Source organism: Paenibacillus allorhizoplanae, from assembly GCF_927798215.1.
GTDB classification, from domain to species: domain Bacteria; phylum Bacillota; class Bacilli; order Paenibacillales; family NBRC-103111; genus Paenibacillus_E; species Paenibacillus_E allorhizoplanae.
This window is the reverse complement of the sequence record NZ_CAKMMW010000010.1, coordinates 87,158-106,640: the sequence shown is the minus strand read 5'-3', so window position 1 is coordinate 106,640 and position 19,483 is coordinate 87,158. Positions and strand designations below refer to the sequence as shown.

The 19,483-nt window shown below is 46.5% G+C and carries 16 protein-coding genes; 3 read left to right on the top strand and 13 right to left on the bottom strand.

Translation table 11 applies throughout. The features are described from left to right. Positions 1-278: 278 nt before the first annotated feature. The 8 genes from L6I86_RS17895 to L6I86_RS17860 form a co-directional block, all read right to left on the bottom strand. A complete protein-coding gene (locus L6I86_RS17895) occupies positions 279-1,232 on the bottom strand; it encodes a BadF/BadG/BcrA/BcrD ATPase family protein (protein ID WP_276574877.1) in 954 nt (317 codons plus the stop codon). Positions 1,233-1,789: 557 nt separating this feature from the next. Further along, positions 1,790-2,551 (bottom strand): SDR family oxidoreductase, encoded by a 762-nt coding sequence (locus L6I86_RS17890; protein ID WP_236289222.1) that lies wholly within the window; start codon positions 2,549-2,551, stop codon positions 1,790-1,792. 204 nt (positions 2,552-2,755) lie between these two features. After that, positions 2,756-3,127 (bottom strand): winged helix-turn-helix transcriptional regulator, encoded by a 372-nt coding sequence (locus L6I86_RS17885; RefSeq protein WP_236289221.1) that lies wholly within the window; start codon positions 3,125-3,127, stop codon positions 2,756-2,758. A 68-nt stretch (positions 3,128-3,195) separates the two neighbouring features. After that, positions 3,196-3,756 (bottom strand): 6-phospho-3-hexuloisomerase, encoded by a 561-nt coding sequence (hxlB, locus tag L6I86_RS17880; RefSeq protein ID WP_236289219.1) that lies wholly within the window; start codon positions 3,754-3,756, stop codon positions 3,196-3,198. 4 nt (positions 3,757-3,760) lie between these two features. After that, positions 3,761-4,396, bottom strand: coding sequence for a 3-hexulose-6-phosphate synthase (hxlA, locus tag L6I86_RS17875; protein ID WP_236289216.1), 636 nt, complete (start codon positions 4,394-4,396; stop codon positions 3,761-3,763). A 226-nt stretch (positions 4,397-4,622) separates the two neighbouring features. Then, on the bottom strand, positions 4,623-4,937 hold the full coding sequence (locus L6I86_RS17870) for a DMT family transporter (protein ID WP_236289214.1): 315 nt from the start codon (positions 4,935-4,937) through the stop codon (positions 4,623-4,625). Next, the gene (locus L6I86_RS17865; protein WP_236289212.1) at positions 4,937-5,272 is read right to left on the bottom strand and encodes a DMT family transporter; all 336 of its coding nucleotides are present in this window, start codon (positions 5,270-5,272) and stop codon (positions 4,937-4,939) included. The genes L6I86_RS17870 and L6I86_RS17865 overlap by 1 nt, the downstream gene beginning before the upstream one ends. A 25-nt stretch (positions 5,273-5,297) precedes the next feature. Continuing rightward, the gene (locus L6I86_RS17860; RefSeq protein WP_236289210.1) at positions 5,298-5,876 is read right to left on the bottom strand and encodes a TetR/AcrR family transcriptional regulator; all 579 of its coding nucleotides are present in this window, start codon (positions 5,874-5,876) and stop codon (positions 5,298-5,300) included. Between the two features lie 214 nt (positions 5,877-6,090). Between L6I86_RS17860 and spoVB the strand changes: the two genes are divergently transcribed. Continuing rightward, complete coding sequence (gene spoVB, locus L6I86_RS17855; RefSeq protein WP_236289209.1) at positions 6,091-7,641, top strand: stage V sporulation protein B; 1,551 nt, start codon at positions 6,091-6,093, stop codon at positions 7,639-7,641. A 420-nt stretch (positions 7,642-8,061) separates the two neighbouring features. Beyond that, the gene (locus L6I86_RS35685) at positions 8,062-8,187 is read left to right on the top strand and encodes a hypothetical protein (RefSeq protein ID WP_276574874.1); all 126 of its coding nucleotides are present in this window, start codon (positions 8,062-8,064) and stop codon (positions 8,185-8,187) included. A gap of 105 nt (positions 8,188-8,292) precedes the next feature. On the opposite strand, the gene L6I86_RS17850 is transcribed toward L6I86_RS35685, so the two are convergent. Beyond that, positions 8,293-8,976 (bottom strand): DUF2798 domain-containing protein, encoded by a 684-nt coding sequence (locus L6I86_RS17850; protein ID WP_236289207.1) that lies wholly within the window; start codon positions 8,974-8,976, stop codon positions 8,293-8,295. 137 nt (positions 8,977-9,113) lie between these two features. Between L6I86_RS17850 and L6I86_RS17845 the strand changes: the two genes are divergently transcribed. Then, positions 9,114-9,386: a hypothetical protein gene (locus L6I86_RS17845; RefSeq protein ID WP_236289205.1), complete on the top strand. Its 273-nt coding sequence runs from the start codon at positions 9,114-9,116 to the stop codon at positions 9,384-9,386. 101 nt (positions 9,387-9,487) lie between these two features. Here the strand turns inward: L6I86_RS17845 and L6I86_RS17840 are convergent, their stop codons facing one another. From L6I86_RS17840 to L6I86_RS17825, 4 genes are all read right to left on the bottom strand, one after another. After that, the gene (locus L6I86_RS17840; RefSeq protein WP_236289203.1) at positions 9,488-10,048 is read right to left on the bottom strand and encodes a YdcF family protein; all 561 of its coding nucleotides are present in this window, start codon (positions 10,046-10,048) and stop codon (positions 9,488-9,490) included. A gap of 218 nt (positions 10,049-10,266) precedes the next feature. Continuing rightward, entirely contained in the window at positions 10,267-17,187 is a 6,921-nt protein-coding gene (locus tag L6I86_RS17835) for an Ig-like domain-containing protein (protein ID WP_236289201.1), read from the bottom strand. Positions 17,188-17,392: 205 nt separating this feature from the next. Further along, positions 17,393-17,755 (bottom strand): hypothetical protein, encoded by a 363-nt coding sequence (locus L6I86_RS17830; RefSeq protein ID WP_236289199.1) that lies wholly within the window; start codon positions 17,753-17,755, stop codon positions 17,393-17,395. 245 nt (positions 17,756-18,000) lie between these two features. After that, positions 18,001-19,419 (bottom strand): glycoside hydrolase, encoded by a 1,419-nt coding sequence (locus L6I86_RS17825; RefSeq protein ID WP_236289408.1) that lies wholly within the window; start codon positions 19,417-19,419, stop codon positions 18,001-18,003. Positions 19,420-19,483 lie beyond the last annotated feature (64 nt).

The window sequence follows — 19,483 nt, the reverse complement described above, 5'->3', positions numbered from 1 at the left end:
CCCCCTCAATAGTGAAGAAACTTATAAATCGCCTTCCTATTAGACATATAATCCTATCCAGTAATTAACATCTAATTATACTTTACTAGCCAGATTCAATTTATATTCAATATCCGATAATTTGCAAGAAAAAGCAAAAGGGCCAAAAAGTATATGAATTACGGTACAATGGCGGTGCTATTCGATAACCCCGTTCTATTCCAAAAAAAGAGGAGCTGCAGTTATGAACTGCAAGCTCCTCAACTATAGTTTCCCGCTTGTTGAACGAAATTGTTTGGTTAATTCAGAGAACGAGGATGTTGACTGAGATTATGTGAAAGATCTTGTTCTATCGGTATATTTAATTGCTTTAATGCTAACAATACTGCGCCAGCTACTGGAGAAAATGCGGGTTTAGTAAGCCTATACTTCTTGTTATTACCATTACTCATTTGGGAAGCAAGCCTTAATTGTAAATAGTCACTGTTAACAACACTGCCTATTAAAAAAACATTAACTTCTGCATTAGTGAAGTAGGATGCGAGCATTTCTACTCCTACCATTATCTGATGGACTGCTCGGTCGCAAACAAATTTAGCCAAATTACTACTTTGAACAGCGGCTTTGGTAATTAAGGGTGCAAGTTGAGCAAACTTTCTATTACGTTCTCTCTGATCATCAACAAACCCCTGCAGCGCGAGTTGAGACAACTCTTTGACAGTGGACAGTTCCCAAAACATTAGGATGTCACTGACCAAATCATGATCGCTAGCATCGATGTTGCCAGAAAGTAACTCGAATGTTGTTTCATAAGCAAGAAATCTAGCCGCACTTGCTGCATAATGATGCAAGTCATAATTCCTAATCTGCTGTCCTTCCTCATTTACTGCATAAATAATGGACCCTGTCCCTGCAATCACAATAATTCCCGGCTCAGTAAGAAGTGCTCCACTGTGAGCTACTACTGCATCGTTGACGTGTTGCTTCAGGCAATCTAATCCCTCTATTGCTGTCAGCGGGCATACCCATTCGAGATCGGCTTTGGAATCTAAACCAGCAATACCAGCAGTCAAAGCCTGTACATGTTTCACGTTTCTTCCTGCCTGTTGTAATGCTTCCTCAATTGCCCCTTGTACATTTTCCCTCGCATGTAAATCCTTATGAATGGAAGATGCACCTTTCTCAACATATGATAAAACATGTCCTGCGAGGTCTACTGCCATTACCCGCGTATGAGTGCCACCACCATCAATTCCTATAACAATATCTTTCGTTCTCTGGACTATGATCGATCTCTCCTCATACTCAGTGAATTAAAATCCGGGTAAACACATCAAATATTTACATTCGCTACACGATTCCAAAACCCTGCTCTTACTTGAATAGGCTAACGCGTATGCCGGAAGTCTTATCCTCATCGTGTCCGCTTCTTGAATTGATACAGACAATGCGTTTATTTAGTTATTTTGCAAATTAAAAAAGCACCCCTATGTCTGATATCATGAAGTTTGAAAATTCATGTTCAGCCACAGAAGTGCCTCTTCTTTATGCTGTTATAGTCCCAATGTGTCAAATATCTTTATTTCCTGATTCCCATTTCCGTAATATTCACTTTAACAGCCAATCTAACGTTCATCGTTTGGTGCTCTTGCTTCCATTCCTCTGCATTCACTGCTAATCACCTTTTCTAATCATAATTTCTAATTCATTGTGTCTCGTCAAGGGAAAAATTATACAGAATCCAAGCATGAAAAAAGGAGCCCGGTGCTCGGTGCTCCTTCACTTTTCACACAGTTATTGTTTTAGTTGATTACACATGGACTATTGTACGATTAAGCCAATCCTTAAAGTGTGTCGTGGTAATTCGAGCATTGCTACCAGTTGGAACGAGGGATTGATCATTCACCTGTACGGATCCATAGTAGGGCGCTTTGGCGTCAGTGACAACCTGGCGTGGGTCTTTCGTTGCGCTAAAATATTGTCGAACGAGCTCGTCCATACGAATCTGATCGGGCCCAGCCACATCGACAATGCCATTCACTGGCGCCGCCAGTGTGAAATCGACGAGTGCAGCTGCAACATCATCTGAAACGATAGGTTGCATTAGGGCGGAAGGCAAACGAACGGTTTCCCCTTCTGTAGCCACATCAGCAATGCCGCCGATGAATTCGAAGAACTGTGTCGCGCGGGCGATCGTATAAGGCACTTTGGACTTCTGAATGAGCTCTTCTTGCGCCATTTTTGCGCGGAAATAACCACTTTGTAGAAGACGTTCAGTACCAACAACCGACAACGCAATATGGTGACTTACGCCAGCGGTTGCTTCAGCAGCAAGAAGGTTCGTATTTGATGTAACGAAGAAATCCAAAACTGCCTGATCTTCCCACGAAGGCGCGTTTGACACGTCAACGACAACCTGTGCACCGCTAAGCGCTTCTGCCAACCCTTCACCGGTGATCGTGTTGACACCTAAAGATGGTGATGCTGCCACTACCTCGTGACCAAGCTGACGAAGGTTGTTTACAAGTTTTTTCCCAATAAGCCCACTACCACCGATAACCACAATTTTCATGTTAATTCCTCCTAGTTGTATAGCTATAAATTATTTTATATTTTCCCCTTCGCTCATATGGGGTATCCATTTCATTTAATTCCTAGCCGCCCGTCTTAACCTCCTTTTGTTTTGACACTACTAAGACAATTAGCAACTTCAATTTGTGACATGTTTCAATGTCGGGCAATGAAAAAAAAGAGAAGTCATGTAACTGACCTCTCTTTACCTTTTAACTGAATCGTCTTTTTGAATGACGTTCTCTCTATAGCTTTTACCCCAATCGTACATCATCTGCAGTAAAGGCATCAGACTTTGCCCATACCCCGTCAGGGAATATTCCACTTTAGGAGGATTCTCCGCATATACTTCACGACAAATGAGAAGGTCCTCTTCCAGCTCGCGAAGTTGATTCGTTAACATTTTCTGTGTAATGCCGGGGATGAGCCGCTTTAACTCTCCGAAGCGCTTCGTCCCTTCCAATCCCAGATGCCACATAATGATTAACTTCCACTTTCCTCCGATAACGGCCAGTGTAAGTTCTTTCTCACAATTAATATCCTGCAAATTAATGCGTTCTTTGACTTCAAGTGCCATTCTGTTGCGGCCTCCTCTCTACATACTCATTATACAGTAGTTAGGAAGAAGCCTTCTACCTCATGATATTATTCTAAATTTGCATGATTTTCATACATCCTGCTCGCATCCATTTCTAGCATTTGCATGAGGCTTATGATCACAATATCGTAAAATAAAAGCAGCGTTTGCTCATATAAACTCCCCATAGGCTGTACGGAAACATCGGCATCAACTTGATCTTTGCGAGCTCCAGTCAGCATAATCGTATGATTCGCCATTCGCCCTATAGTCGAGTGTGCAGACAGCGTAATCAAGACAACCTCCGCATGAAGCGAAGCGGATTTGTTCGCAAAAGCGACTAGTAGGGGGGTCTCCCCTGACCCTGAGCCAATAACGAGTAGATCGCCGGCTTTTATCGCGGGTGTAACCGTCTCCCCAACAACATAAACGGGAATCCCCAATTGCATGAGTCTCATGGCAAAAGCACGTCCCATTAGTCCCGATCTTCCCGCTCCCGCAACAAAAACCCTGTTCGCTTTTATAATCCGCTCGGCAAGCCCTGTAACTTCATCTTCATTGATTTGCAGAAATGCTTGATAAAGCTCAGATGCTACCTTTGATGACCCTGCCGTTTGAGAAGGAATCATGCACTCACCATGCCGCTTGCACCAACCGTTGCATCTCCGCAGCTGCTGCTTGTCGATTCTCTTGCCCCGTAATTCCCCCTCCGACAATGACCAAGTCAGGTCTTGCCGCCAATACCTCAGGTAGTGTATGCAGCTTAATTCCTCCAGCGATAGCTGTTTTAGCATGTTTAACCACTCGTTTAATTGTGGCTAAGTCTTCTAACGAGTTTTTCCCAGCGGCTTGGTGATCGTAACCGGAATGAACGCAAATATAATCTACGCCTAGTGCATCAATTTCTTGTGCTCGTTTTGCCATATCAGGCACATTGATCATGTCGACCATAATCTTGGTTCCCTGCTTTCTTGCTTCAGCGACAGCGCCGCTGATGGTCGTATCATCTGAAACCCCCAGCACCGTGATGATGTCCGCTCCTGCTTCAGATGCCTTCATGACTTCATAACCGCCCGCATCCATAATTTTTAAATCTGCCAGTACTTTGACATGAGGATATGCGGCTTTCAATTCTTTGACAGCACGTAAACCTTCATTAATGATAACCGGTGTGCCAATTTCCACAACATCAACATAGGCTGCCACTTCATTTACAATCTCTTTCGCTCCTTGAATATCCACTAAATCTAGTGCCAATTGCAGTTCCATCTATAATCTCTCCCTCTATTTGCAATTCTGGTGAATGCCATAGACCCATTGTAGGGCCATGACGCTCATCAGAAAAGTAGGCACTTCAATGTGCGTAGTTACTTGAAAGTAACTGGATTTAGAAGGAATTCGTGCAGATGAATAGCGCCAACAAGCCGCCCAACGCAAAAATGACCAAGCCTCACCTCTCAGAGTGCCTGGTCTTTTCACATTATCAATCTAGTAGTTACGCTATTAATTTCAATCCTACTGCAGCACTTAGCACCATCGAAATGAACACAATTCTCTTCCAATTCTTAGATTCTCCATAGAACAGCATCCCCACGATTGCACCTCCAACCGTCCCAATCCCTGTCCAGACCGCGTAAGAGGTACCCATCGGTAAGCTTTTCATGGCTTGGCTTAAAAATCCAAAACTCAGAACAATACCTACGATGAAAATAGCAAAGCTGCGAATATTCTTCGCTTTATTAATTTGGTTCATTCCGACGACACCTACAACTTCAAACACCCCAGCAAATATGAGAAAAAACCAACCCATTAGACTGCAGCTCCTTTCTCACCGCTTGTCACAAATTTCAATCCAAACACACCGGATAATAGAAGTAGAATTAGGAATACTTTAAGTAACTGGAAGGGCTCTCCGAAAAATAGCATTTCCACGATGACCGTTCCCGCTGTCCCCATACCTGTAAAGACGGCATACACGGTTCCCACTGGCAGTTTGGTAGACGCACTAATAACAAGATGAAATGAAATGTACATAGCAATGATCGTAGCGATCCACGTCCATGCCGTATCCGAATGTTTTAAACCTGTCACCCATATCACTTCAAAGATGACACCAACGAAAATATAGATCCAATACCGATTCATGTGAGTAACCCCCTGCTGCTTTACTTTACTTTTTGATACCGCGCCAAAAGACGAACCAGGATGATTCAAGCCTTTTCATCGACCGAGCAGAACCTCCAAATAGCAATTCCACAAACATGCCATCTAATACCGCAGAGAACGCAACCGTGGCCGTATCGCTGCTTACTTCAGGGCTAATAGTTTCATTGTGCAAAGCTTGATCAAATAGCGGCATTATCATGGTTTCAATCGTATCTAGATGGCAGTAACCTTGCTTAACAATCTCATCATAGAGATGGGACGGCGGAAAAAAAGCCACGCGCAAGAAAAATTTCGTATTATCATCCTGTTCATAACGTTCTTGATATTGGATCAGAAATCCATAAAGAAGTTGATCAATGGAAAGATCCTTATTTTTATTGAGATACGTACGAACAAAATGTAATTCTTTCTCCAGCACCTCATCAAAAAGAGCAAGAAATAGTTCATCTTTACCTTTGAAATGCGTGTAAATCGATTGTTTTTTGATACCAACATCCGTAGCAATATCTGCAAGCGATGCACCTTCATAGCCATTTTTAGCAAAATGAGTGCGCGCTACTTCTTTGATCCTTGTTGCTGTCATAACATCTTCCCTTCCGAACGTTCGTCAGGATTATGATAACATGTTATCTTTCGGAAGGCAACCTGCGATCGTTGAGCATACGTAAAGAGCCCACAATTATTCCAATATACAATGCGACATCACCTGCAAAAAAACATCATCATCGGCTTGTTCGCATGCTTTTCCAATTATTGAATACATATGTAAGTATTCGATAACCAGGAGGACACACGTCATGTCACAACATGGGCAATCGTTCATGAAAGGAACGTTCGTCTTGTCTGTCGCTGCTTTCATCAACCGTATTCTCGGTTTTATCAGCGGCATGTATATCGCTCGTGTACTGGGCGCAGAGGGAATCGGCATCTTGATGATGGCTCATCCACTCGTCCCGCTCGTCATTACAATTACGGAGCTTGGATTGCCGGTGGCCATTTCCAAATTGGTCGCAGAGGCCAACGCTCGCGGCGAACGGATGAAGGTGAGGCGCATCCTGCATGTCTCTCTCGCAGTCACGGGCTTCTTAAGCGTAGCACTCACGACCATATCGTTATTCGGCTCGGAGTGGATCGCATCCATTCTGCTTAGCGACCAACGCGCGTATTACGCGATGCTGGCCATTACGCCGATCGCGCCGATTGTCGCTGTTTCCGCCGTTTTGAAAGGATATTTCCGCGGTATGCAGCAAATGAAAACCATTGCCGCTTCCGATGTACTGGAGCATACAGTTCAAATTGCCTGCGTACTTGCGTTAGTCCACCTCTTACTCCCTTATGGCGTCGCTTATGCGGCTGCCGGAGCGATGGCTGCCTCTGTCGTCAGTGAAGCGATCAGCCTCCTATTTCTAGTGGCAAGCTACAAACTTTACGGCGAATCCAAGATGCCTGGCGAGACTTGGGCAAGCCACTTGAAACAAGGAAGAAGCACGCTCGGCGAGCTGCTTCAAATCGGATTGCCAACGACGGGGCACGGCGTTATTCATTCGTTGTACAGCACCTTCCAACCGCTGCTCATTACGACCAGCCTAGCGCTGGCCGGGATCGGCACGGCGTTAGCCACGAAGCAATTCGGGATGTTGGCTGGCTATGCGTTTCCGTTACTGTTCATGCCAAGCTTTATCACGCAGTCCTTGTCCACCGCTCTCATTCCTGCAATTGGCGAGGCCGCAGCGAACAAGAACAGTCTGCTCATACATGAACGGATGAATCAAGCGATGATCCTGGGACTCCTGATCGGCGCACCGGCGACCGTTATCCTCTACGTATGGGCAACTCCACTAACGACACTTGTCTATCATGCACCGGAAGCAGGCGTGCTGCTACAAATACTGGCGCCGATGTTTTTCCTGCATTATTTCGACGCGCCACTTCATGCGATTCTACTTGGGCTCGGCCGTGCGAAAGCTACCCTGTGGAACTACGTAGTAGCCACCCTATTCAAGAGCGTCGCGATCTTCGTGTTCGGCAGTCAATATGGTATTATTGGCGTTGCGTATGGTATAGGTATCGGCATTGTGATACAAACACTGCTGAACTTCTTTTCCATCTCAAGCTCGATCGGATTTTATTGGAGCATTCGTCCGTATGTCAAAGTTGCGATCTCTATGATACTGATGATGCTTTGCGGAAACTGGACCTATCACTATTTTGTCAGCAATGGTATGCCACAATTATGGTGCGTGATCACTTCCATCGTCTGTTCCCTGTTTCTCTATTTCGCCACACTCGTATTCACGGGTACATTGAGTCGAAAAAGTACGCGCCACCGTTTTTCGTTCCCCTGGTAAGTGGCTAGACTCTTTCTCACTCGAGTTAGTCGGTTTTATCGACTAACTCCAGGGTGTTGCCCTTGATCTCGCTCGAGTTAGTCGGTTTTGTCGACTAACTTCAGGCTGTTGCCCTTGATCTCGCTCGAGTTAGTCGGTTTTATCGACTAACTCCAGGTTGTTGCCCTTGATCTCGCTCGAGTTAGTCGGTTTTGTCGACTAACCTCAGGTTGTTGCCCTTGATCTCGCTCGAGTTAGTCGGTTTTGTCGACTAATCCAGCAAGTAACGCAAAAAAGCAGCCAGTACTGGCTGCTTTTTTCACTTTCACACGCCTCCTGACTATTCGCCGGCGAGCATCTCCCCAGTTTCAAGAAACTCTTCATACCCGAAAGCACGATCGGCAGCCCGTTTTCAAGAATCTTCGAGGGGTGTTTATCGCCATGTCGAATCCATCATGTACATCGGTTACGAGTGTCACGCCAGTCAGTTCCGCATGCGGACTGATCTCCCACGTTATGCGCGACGGGGCGTCACTTTCTGGGAGTCAAATTCGTGGTAACCGGTAACTAACTGCCGATAGCTTTTCTAATAAGCTATACTCATAATTAATGTGGTTAACAAACCCATACAAAGCCCGGATGTTCTTTCCCCAAGGGCTTCGTTTTAATGATCTAGCGTAAAGATACCGCAATGCTTTTCTTAACTACCTTAACAAAAGCAAAGCGAACAAGCGGCCCCATAATGAGGAGTTGAAGAGGAAAAGCGAAAATAAAATTTTTAAACACTAAAGTAAAGTAACTCGCAAGCAATGATTCTCCATGCAAGCTATCCGAAAAAAAAGCATTTCCCAATCCATACAAGGACATACAGAGAACCATGCCACTTACCATAAAAAATGCTAAAAAGAGAATCACAAACACCTTGTTAGATTTGTCATAGGGTATTGATAACGCCAATTTTTTGGCCACAGGACCAACAACAAATAATTCCAATAAGGTTGCAATAATAAAGATTTGTATGTTCTCCAAGGATAATCCATTATGATGAATGGCCGATAGAATGTCTTTTCGGTCGATATTAGACAGTATGATTATCGGAGTTCTATTACTTTCCAAGAATAGCTTTGCATCCTCAAATAGTTGTGGGCATTGCCAGTGTTTAAATAAAATTTCACTAAGTTCTCTTGGATTTTCAGACGACTTGTACAAAGCTATTGTATCCTCTAAGGAACAAATCTCGATCTCACGTTGGGTTTTAATGTTATCACCGTACGAGGATTGAAATTTTTGAGAGAAAGCATTCCACCAATAGTTCCCAATGTCTCTTGTCGTAGTTTGTATTGATGTCGATGTCAAAATCCTTTGGCATATATCCTCAATGAATCCGCTCTTTTAATAATAAATTCGCAATAGGATGATTCAGTTCTATCGAGATGGTTTACATATGTTGTATAAAGTTAAAATAAATATTACAGACTGGGAGAGTGGTACAAATGAAAAAATTCCTCAAAACAAAATTGGCTTTGCTTCTTGCAACTTCGTGTTTAATGGTTCCGAGCGTCATTAGCGCCGCAACCGAGACTGTGGATGCACCAACCTACACGTATCAGAATGGCTATATTTACACCCTTGTCCATGATATTTATGTGCCTGGCCGTTATTTAATTGACGAAGATACAATAGCAGTTTATATCCCCGGAGGAGTAGGCATCATTGCGGTCGATAAGGATACTGTTTTACCTGAGGGTTCTGTATACTTAAACTAGGATAATCCTAGTTCCCAAAAAGCATCGAGCCTTGGCTCGATGCTTTTTTCACTCAATCATATCCTGCAAATACCGCTGTTTGGTGTTCTGCGTTAGCATTGTTAGCCATTCGATCCAATTTGGTAGATAGCTGGCCTAAAATATTTTCCTACTTTCTCCAGTTCATTCATTACATATCTAATTTTATCTTCATCTAGATACCAGTTATCTTTGGAGGTACCTGTCTTATCAATCACTGGACTAACGTAAAAAATGGTTTCTCTTGGAAAAATAAATTGATAGGTTAGAAGTGCTCTCCGCGCGTGATAGTTTTTACAAACCAATACTACTTTATTAGGAATAATACTTTTTTCTTCTAAAATTTTCAAAGAGAATCGTGCATTTTCAAATGTATTCGTCGCTTTATCTTCTTGAAGTATGGCTTCAGAAGGAACACCTAGTGTTACCCCTACATTTCGCAAAAATTCCGATTCAGTTGTTTCTACATGTGGAGTGGCACCACCTGAAGGTAGGATCAACGGAGCTATTCCCTGATGATATAACATCGCAGCTCTTTCCATTAATTGAGGATGGCTTGCACCAGGAATTAATATAACATCTGCATAACCCAATTCAGTTTCAAAAAACATAAAATCACTAATACAATCGAATGGAAATGACATATAGAAGCTCCCCTCCCTCTAACCTCTTAGGATACATTAATTCAATTTATATCTAAGAATTTAAAATCCTTGGCTTATTACTTTTCCATGATACTCCCAACTTGTGCGTTAATACTACTATGATCATAAAATCCCATTAAAACAGCATCTAGAATTTCTACTAAAAATAGAGACCATCTCCTTAGTGGAGATGGTCTCTATGTGTGTGGTGCTTGAAGCTATATTCCCAACGCGGCCAGCAATTTGTAAATCATAGCAGCTGCTTCACCTCTCGTTGTTGTTTGGCCCGCACGGAATGCGCCATCCTCGTAACCATTCAGGATGCCCGCAGATAGAGCCTTATCGATCGATGGTTTCGCCCAGGACGGAATGTCCGAAGCGTCTTTCAGGCTCAATGCTTTGCTCGTCAAGCCCGCGGTACCGTTTCCGTAAATCTGCAAAGCTCTTGCCGTCATCACGGCTGCTTCCGCCCTCGTCACGGTGAGCTCGCCTCTGAAGCTAGTCGTGCCGGCTTCCTCGTAACCTTGAATTAGGCCCGCTTCCACTGCGGCCACGATGTGCGGCTTCGCCCAAGACGGGATGTCCGCTTCATCCGAGAAGTTCGTGACGCGGGAAGCTGCTTCAAGACCTAAGGCCGAAACCAGCATCTTCGCGAATTCGGACCTCGTTACGGTTGCCTCCGGTCGGAAGCTTTCGTCTGGGTATCCGGCTGCGACATTCATCCCTGCGAGGCGACGAACGTAGCTTGCTGCCCAATGATTCGCCATATCCTTCATCTCTGCCGGTTCATAGGAGAAGACAGCGAATTTCGTGAAGTGATCGACATTCACCTGGATCGTTCCAGCTCCATTTACAGTTCCGCCGATAAATATCCAACGCTTCTGGCTTTCGTGATAATAGTAGACTGCGGGTTGGCTACCTGGCTTCAATTGCTTGGCTTCGTAGACGAATGAAAGCTCAAGCGGCTTTGAAAACCGATTGCCCGTCGTACTGGATAATTCTAAAATTTGACTGACCGATTGAAGATCGCCATTCGCGGGAATCTGGTCTGGTGCGACGACCGCGATATGGATCGTCCCCTTCGAAGACACGGCGCCGGCAGGAATTTGAATCTTTACTCCACCTTCCAGCTCCAACTGGTTGCTTGCTTCTGGGCTCACATCCGTTTGCTGTTCCTTGCTCCCGGAAGATGGCGGCACGGTGCTTTCTCCGGCAGGGGTTTCCTCTGCTTGGCTGCCTTCGTCAACAGGCTCCTCAGTTCCGGAAGAATCCTCTTCCTCCTCGATTGTCACCTTGCGTACCGCTTCCACAGCAGCGTTCCCCGCTTGGTCGATGACATTGTATCGCAGCGTATAGGTACTTGCCGTGTTGGTATTCACTTCGCCTGTGACAATAATCTCGCCTACTGGACCGATATTATCCGTTGCTGTTGCGCCTTGATCGCGATAAGTTCCGCCGAATGGCACGGTCACGTTGGACAGTCCATTTAACGTGATGATCGGTGCCGTCTTATCGATGCTGATGGTCATTGTTGAGATCTCTGTTGTATTCCCAGCTCCATCATCGGCGTGATAGCGAAGCTCACTAAGGCCCTCAGCGGAAATCGTAATCGGCTCGCTATACGCATGCCATGTGTCTCCCGCATCTAGGCTGTAGAACATGTTGGCACGTTCCGAGCCTTCGCCTTCCGGACGCAAAGTGACCTGTACATCCGAAACGTACCATCCGTTGCTGCCGGATTCACCGGCAACCTCCGCTTTCACGGCCAAGGAAGCACCGCCGCTGTCGCTAGTGGAGAGTTGTCCCGATACATCGAAGCTGGTAAAGGCGTTGTAAGTCGCCTGAATCCCATCTGAATAAAGGCCTGCCTGTGCGGGTTTATTTTCGAAAGGATCCTCTGCATCAAAGATCAGATTGTTGTTCACCCAGACATAGATTTTCCCCTTTGACCGAACCACCTTATAGAAGTTTTGCCCGCTGATCTCTTCACGAAGGGCGAAGGAGAATGGGCGATTCAAATCTGAAGGCACACTCAGTCGAAGTTGACTGGTTTTTACAGGGGCGGTAAAGTCGGCATTATGATAATCCCCTTTTCCCTTGTCTTGATACGTGAACGGCACCGCATTCCAACCGTCCTTCTGACTGTCGAACTTGAAATCTGGCGAGTTCGATTGCGGCAGTTCAAAGTTCTTGTTCATGTACGAGAACAGACCGTTGAACCACAGAATTTTCGCCGATGAAACTTCCGCTTCGCCACGCAGATCGTACACATACTCGCGCTGTCCGTTCTCTGCGTAGTTGCTGTGCCCATAGATCGTATCTCTTGCTGTGGGAGCGACGGCCATGATCTCCTCCTGACCATCCACGATCTTGCGCAACTCGAATTCGTTTGTGGCATAATTCGTACTTGCCGTCACGTAGTTTTGGTCGTCAACATACGCGAGAATGACCCCCGCTTTACCACTGTCTGGCAAGGACCCTGTATTTACATTGACCGAGAATTCATGGCCGAGCGTCCGATCACCCTTGACCGTGATCGCTTGCCCGGACACAGGGGACTGCAAGCCCTTCTCGGAAACCGACCACGCTTCATCCCAACCATTGATGTACGCACCGTATTCGCTCCAACCTGTCGTCACGGTCACGTTATCCATCCGAACCTTTGCCTTGTTGCTGATCAAGCCGATTCGCCCTGGAGCAGCCATCGCCTCCTGCTCAAACACCGGCCGATCGTCGTTAAGCGTGTAGTGATCCAATTCCGCAAACAATTTGGACCCGTTCTTGTACACTCTGAGCGTATGGTATTGCTCCGCAAAGTCTTGTACACGCGAGTCATCGGACAGGAATGCAAACGTCGACGGCAAATCTGTGACCGCGCTTTCCGAAACACTGTCTATGCGGGAATTGACGATAAGTTTCCGGTCATCGCGGTCGATCAACACATTCACATAGTTGTTCTCATCCTGATGCCAGGCAACAATACCGGCTTGCCCCTCATCGCCAAAATCCTTGTCATCGAATCGAAGATTAGCCTCTACAAACATATTTTCCGCTTCATATCCGTTCAGCAGCACTTGTTTCGAATCGCCAGGAGCGTTAATGTACAACGCCTCGTTGTCGATCGATACGCCTGTTTCCGGCATTTCGTATTGCTGCAAGCTGGCTTCCGAATCGAACCGATCCTGGAACGTCGGTGTCCAAGCCTCCGGATGAATGCCTTCCGAATCATAGGAGGTTGGTCCATCAACGACCATCTCTTGATCCCAGAAGTAGACACGATCCTTCCCTTGCCCTTCATCACTGTTCCAAAAAGCTTTATAGGTGACCCAATCCTCAAAACCATTTGGCCCCTTAATCATATTCGGTTGCGATGGTCCGATAATGTCGGGTTCCACAGGATGTCCGTTCGTATCATACAGACCAAAATCTAGATGGTAGTAATTCAATGCGGCTCCGCCATTTTTACTGATCTCTACGGCGATCACATTCTCGCCGGGCTGAAGCATATCAGCGGGAACTTCAACCATTTTATAGGCTCGCTGCTGACCACCGAATGTGTAGAATGGCTTGCCGTTCACATACAGCTTGCCATACCCTTCCAGACGGTAGCGAAGAACCGTAGTCTCCGGTACAGCATCCAGATGGAAGGAGCGTTTCGCCCACATGGAGGCTTGACCGCTCGGGTGCGCCCAAATCTCGGATGGCGCCGTTTTCCCGTTGTTGATAATAGTCGGGATTTTCCCCGTTCTCGTATCCGGCCAGCCGAAGCCGCCCTCCCCGGTCATCCAACCGTTCACATCTGAGCCAACCGCGTTCCAGCCTACCTGAGGCGCATTAAAGGTATATTGATATGGCTGGCTGCCATGCTCGGCCGTCGGCAGGATGACGTTGTATTTCAGGAGCAGCCCCTCAATATTACGTGCCAGCAGCTTGCCTGGGTATTTGGAAGCATTCGTTATTTTATCGTAGCTATCGGCTTGCGCTACCCCGGTCTCATAAAGTCCTGTTTCCGGGAACATCTGATTGCCGACATACAGCATGTAATACTCGCCATTATGGTAAAATAACTCCGGTCCTTCGAAATTGACGAAGTTCACATTGGCCCAGTGGCCCTTCTGTGTATGAACCGTTTCAATCGCTTTGCTTCGGCCCGGATTGCCCTTCTCGTTAAAGAAGGATTGCACGTCCCAGAGCCATGCACCGGCATTCGCCGGCTTGGCTGCCCCTGTATTAGGGTTCACCTCGTCCGGATTTACCTTGCGCAGTAAGATTAAATCTCCGTTGTGCGCAACGAATAATTGAGGGTCAATCCCATCATCATATTTCTTATCCTTGAGGGCATACTCGAAATTCGGCGACGTATTCATCTTGCTAGGGTCCCCGTAGATCAATGAGGTACCATTGTAGATATAGAACATCACCCCGTTATGGAAGAACAAATCGGATGCGCCTAATTCGTTGTGATCGGATGGAGTCACTGCCTGCGGCATCGTACTCGGGTCATTCGAAATTAACCGATACGGGCTTTCCCAGTGAATCATATCCTTCGAGCGATACACTTTCCCCAAAGTTCCGGTTCCCATCGCATAATAGTATCCATTATACTTCTCAATCGTTCCGTCGTAGAGGGTAGCCTTCTTGCCAAGGTCGGACCCCGAATCGACTCTGAACAGGTTATCTACTTTCTCAATGGCGGAAGAAATGACGGTGACTTCACTGCTCGCCGACAAGCCTCCGTCCTCGGTTGTTCCCGTAATGAACGCTCTGCCCAGACCGACAGCTGTCACCCGGCCGTTCGGATCAACCGTTGCCACAGAAGCATCGGAGGTTGACCAGGATACATTCCGATTCGTGGCGTTCTTAGGCCAGATGACGACTGACAACAAATGTGTCCCGCCCACCGCTAACTCAACTTTTGAGTGATTTGGTGAGACCGTCAAGACTGAGATCCCCCTAACTGTCACAACCGCAGAAGCCGTATGAGCGCCATCTACTGTCGTTACGGTAATCATCGCTGTACCTGGCTGAAGTGCCGTAACGACACCCGCTTCGTTCACCGATGCGATAGTCGGGTTGTCAGAAGACCAATTCACCCTCTGGTTCGTCGCATTCGTCGGTGTGACTGTCGATGTTAAGGCCTGTGTCGTTCCCATCAGAATTTCTGCTGCCGCAGGTGTAAGACCGACCCCCACTACCGGAATATTCTCAACGGTCACGCTACTCTGCGCCGAGTATTTCCCATCGACCGTCGTCACGGTAATGGTCGCCGTACCTACCGATACTCCTTGCACAGATGCCTTCAGACTGTCCTTCGATATCACCTTCGCAATGGATTCATTGCTGGAAGTCCAGATCAGATCTTGATTCGTTGCGTGCTTCGGGAAAACCGTTGCAGTCAGCTCCTGCGTAAGGCCGGCCCCAACCGTGACCGCAGCCCGATCCAGACTGACGCTTTGCGGGTGGACGGTGCCCAAGATAGGCTCGACAGCGGCATTGTACAATCGTACATCATCGATAACCCCGCTAAAATAAGCCCCGGTTGCCGGTCCTTCGAAAGCGTCAACGGCGAATCTCGCACCGAGCGCCCCTTCATTAGCGGCTGCGGCAACTTTATCGAAAGACGTCGTGCTTTCTTTCGCCAATTGTCCGTCTAGGAATAACTTAAAAGATTTGTTGCCAAATGAGACAGCTACGTGATGCCACCCGTCTGCACCAGTCAGCGCTGTCGAAAGAATAACGCGATCAATGGCAGGTTTGTTATTCACAATCGCTGCCTCTAGCTTGCCTCCATTCATTTGAATCGCTAGTCCTGCCCCATTGCCTCCGCGCTCGAACAACACCTGTCTGGTGTTTAAATCTGTCGGTTTGAACCACATTGAAGCTGTGAATGCGGAAAACTCATCCCTCAAGAAGGTCATTGTATTCGTATTGAGTTGAATGGTGCTTGTCAATCCGTTGAAGGAGAAGGCTCCTCCATCAACACCACCATCCGGCACCCAACTTCCGATAGCGCTTACAGAATGATGCCCATTACCTGTAGAGTCCTCTGCCACTTGCTTGCCATTATAACTGAATGGCGCATCCAGCTTGTACCAGGCGTCCAATCCCTCGAAGGGCATGGAAATTCGTGCAGGAAGTACGGTTACAACGCTTGCAGCCGTATAATTTCCATCCTCCGTTGTCACGGTTACGGTTGCACTGCCTGCTTTTTTCCCTTCGATAGCAGCTTGTGTTGGACCATAAACGGCAACCGTCACGACAGACTCATCACTGGACGTCCAGGTGATATTTCGATTCGTAGCGAATGACGGCTGAAGAGAAGCGTCCAGATACACCGATTCACCGACCGTCGTGGTCAACCGCGTCTTGCTCAAGCTAACGCCTGTTACTTCGATTGCTGGTGTAACCGCTTTGTCGTACAAACGCACATTATCAATCATCCCGTTGAACCAAGCCCCAGTCTGGTTATCCCCACCAAATGCATAGACCGCGTATTTTGCACCGATGGCCGCTTCGTTAAGCGCCGTATTCACTTTAGTAAACGGCACAGTCTTAGTCGCTGCTACCTTCCCATCCAAATAAAGCGTGAACACGCCGTTGTTGAACGTAACCATTACATGGTGCCAAGAGGTGGTATCCGTAAAATCGACCGATATAATTCCTCTCACATCAGCGCTCGCAACTGCGGCCTCCAGCTTGTTCGCATTCAATTGCAACGCCATACCCGACGCATTGCCTCCGCGTTCGTACAGCACCTGCAGCTTTTGCGTGTCGTTCGCTTTAAACCATAATGAAGCCGAATGCTCAGTGAAGGCTTCTTTCAGGTACGATCCTGCCGGCGTCGACCCCAAGTTCAGCTGAATCAGATCAGAGACGCCGTTAAATGATAGGGCTCCTCCGTGTACCCCGCCATCCTTGACCCAAGTGCCGATTGCACTGATGGAATGATGACCCTGGCCGGAGGAATCCTCTGCCACGGTTTTACCGCTAAGTTCATAAGGCGTATCCAGTTTGTACCAAGCCAGTAACCCTGGCTCTTCGCTTTTCTCCAAAGCATACGCTTTGCCACCCGGAATAGCACTGCACACGAGCGCTATGATGAGGATGAATGCGAATAACTGCTGTAAGTTTTTGCCCAATTTTTCCCCTCCCTAAAATGTTGATATCGCCCCAAATAAGAAAGCGCTTACCAATGCGCTTTTTCATTATATTTTATGAATTTCCCTGGTAGGCTCCAATAATATGACATTTCACTCCAAAATTTTGACTTTTCACATCATCCGCATATAAAAATAAAACCACTCCAATGGAGTGGCTTCTTTGATAAGACTTACTCTTTAATCTCTATAGTTTTGAAATAGCAGCTTTAATTTTCTGATCTAATTCGTCGCCTTGTTTCTTCCCATAGACATAAAATATAAGTACATTATTGATAACGAACGCTTGATGTTTTACAAATTCAACGGGTCTATGATAAAAATCTTCACGACCTTTAATCCGTTCTTTCTCTGAATTAAATATATAATAGTAAATTACGCCATCAGACAACTGGTAAAAGCTCGGAGTTACCTCGTTTATGCCTTGCTGGAATATATTCTCTTCATTTCCATCTGCTTTATGGAGTTGCATCTCCTCATCTTGAAAAGCTGCAATTACTTGCTCAAGGGTCAATGCTTTGGTTGTACTAGTACAACCTGCAATCACCATAAGAAACAGAATAATCATTATATGAATTCGCATCTTACCTCCATAGAACCACTTCGGATTTTATTATATCTGCCATATATTTTTTGAAGATTTCCTATATTTCTCATTTTACCAATTGCCTGGATTGGAAATCCAATACGAATTCGTCATGTACTGCGGAATCGTCGTAATCATCTGGTTGAAGTCTGCGCTTTTTGTCGGCAGCAGTTGGCCCGCGATGGAAGGTACGGAAGGACTAACTGATCTTATTTTTCCGAAAAAGAATAGACCGATTTGGCTGAAAAAGTTTGCGTAAACGATCCCCCAGAGAGTGTGACATCCGTCATGTTCGTAAGGTTATCAGTGACACTGGTTTTGAGCTTGGACGCCGCCGTGGAGGATGTACTGAACCCACTCACGGTAGCCGTGATATCCGACGATGAGGTGTTGATGACGACGAGCTGCGCTTTGCTGGTTGAGTTGATTCTCGTCGCCACGACCAATAAAGACGGGTTGCTGGATACCGTTTGAATACGAACATAGCCAGGCCTCATTACGCGACTGAAATTGCCCATCGCATACAAAACCTTACTCGTTGCGTACGTGCCTCCGCTCGTGTCCAAATTAATCAACTGTTGCGCCAAGCTCTCATTGCTGCCAACACTCCACCAATACAAGAACCCTTTGGCCGCATTCGAGCCGCCGGTGGTCAGTGCACGATGAATTCGGACTGCGAGATCAATCGCTTGTTGGTTATCGTAGGTCGTGTTGCCAGGATCCCAGAGATTATTCGCCTCGTCCTTAAAATTATATTCCGTCATTAGTTTTGGCTTTGTTTCCGCATACAGCGTGCTATTGTCATTGCCATAATTATGATAGGCCACATAGTCGACGAGGCCCTTGTTCGTTGGCATATTGTTCAGGAAATTCATCGCGACATTCTCCGATGTGGCCTCAGGAGACGTTAGCTTAACCTGCGACCTAATCCCTTTGTTGGTTAGAGCGCTATCAACCTCACCAATGACACTGTCCATTTCTGCGTTATAGTACCGCGCAGTTGCCCATAGGGGATTCTCATAATCAGGTTCATTTTGAATGCTTAACCATTTGATGTTGTATCCGAAATCTTCCCGATATTTCTGGACCCATCTCGCCACATAGTTCGCATAATCCGCATAACGGGCGGAAAGCAAATGGCCTCCTTTTACAGTAGCTGTGTCTTTCATCCACGAAGGAGGGCTCCATGGAACGGCATAGAACTGCATAGCACTGTAGCGCGACAACGCCTGGTCCGCAAACCACCGTTGGTGCGAATCCGTGGTCCAGTCTTCCGTGCAATTGTTCCATCCACAATAGGAAATCTCAATGCCCGAAGCGTCCTCGCTTAGCTTGTAGGGATTAATCTCCCAACGAATCATCGTAAGTCCAGCGTTAGAGCCACTGTTGAGAAAAAGTTTATCCAGAATAGCGCTTTGATTCCCCGTGCTCATAGTGTGCTGCAAGTCGTACACGGGCTTATTCGCCGCCGCTCCAAAACCATCAATTGATTGATAGGTCGTCCCTTTCGTAAGGGTAATCGTATCGGCCGCTGCGGCAATCGGAATGCTGAGTGGTAAACATGTGAAACCTATCACAACAGTAAAAAGCATCATCACTACTTTGATCAAAAAGCTCGAACGATTCATGTTCAACTGAGTACCACTCCTCACCTATAGGGTGCTTCCTCGGCCGCGCGTACCGCTGAAGACA

What these genes read in the sequence shown, in the direction of transcription:
- L6I86_RS17845 (WP_236289205.1), top strand. Translation starts at nt 9,114, where the DNA reads ATGAAAAAATTCCTCAAAACAAAATTGGCTTTGCTTCTTGCAACTTCG.
- L6I86_RS17870 (WP_236289214.1), bottom strand. Translation starts at nt 4,937, where the DNA reads ATGGGTTGGTTTTTTCTCATATTTGCTGGGGTGTTTGAAGTTGTAGGT.
- hxlB (WP_236289219.1), bottom strand. Translation starts at nt 3,756, where the DNA reads ATGATTCCTTCTCAAACGGCAGGGTCATCAAAGGTAGCATCTGAGCTT.
- hxlA (WP_236289216.1), bottom strand. Translation starts at nt 4,396, where the DNA reads ATGGAACTGCAATTGGCACTAGATTTAGTGGATATTCAAGGAGCGAAA.
- L6I86_RS35685 (WP_276574874.1), top strand. Translation starts at nt 8,062, where the DNA reads ATGTCGAATCCATCATGTACATCGGTTACGAGTGTCACGCCAGTCAGT.
- L6I86_RS17885 (WP_236289221.1), bottom strand. Translation starts at nt 3,127, where the DNA reads ATGGCACTTGAAGTCAAAGAACGCATTAATTTGCAGGATATTAATTGT.
- L6I86_RS17860 (WP_236289210.1), bottom strand. Translation starts at nt 5,876, where the DNA reads ATGACAGCAACAAGGATCAAAGAAGTAGCGCGCACTCATTTTGCTAAA.
- L6I86_RS17890 (WP_236289222.1), bottom strand. Translation starts at nt 2,551, where the DNA reads ATGAAAATTGTGGTTATCGGTGGTAGTGGGCTTATTGGGAAAAAACTT.
- L6I86_RS17865 (WP_236289212.1), bottom strand. Translation starts at nt 5,272, where the DNA reads ATGAATCGGTATTGGATCTATATTTTCGTTGGTGTCATCTTTGAAGTG.
- L6I86_RS17825 (WP_236289408.1), bottom strand. Translation starts at nt 19,419, where the DNA reads ATGAATCGTTCGAGCTTTTTGATCAAAGTAGTGATGATGCTTTTTACT.
- L6I86_RS17840 (WP_236289203.1), bottom strand. Translation starts at nt 10,048, where the DNA reads ATGTCATTTCCATTCGATTGTATTAGTGATTTTATGTTTTTTGAAACT.
- spoVB (WP_236289209.1), top strand. Translation starts at nt 6,091, where the DNA reads ATGTCACAACATGGGCAATCGTTCATGAAAGGAACGTTCGTCTTGTCT.
- L6I86_RS17830 (WP_236289199.1), bottom strand. Translation starts at nt 17,755, where the DNA reads ATGGTGATTGCAGGTTGTACTAGTACAACCAAAGCATTGACCCTTGAG.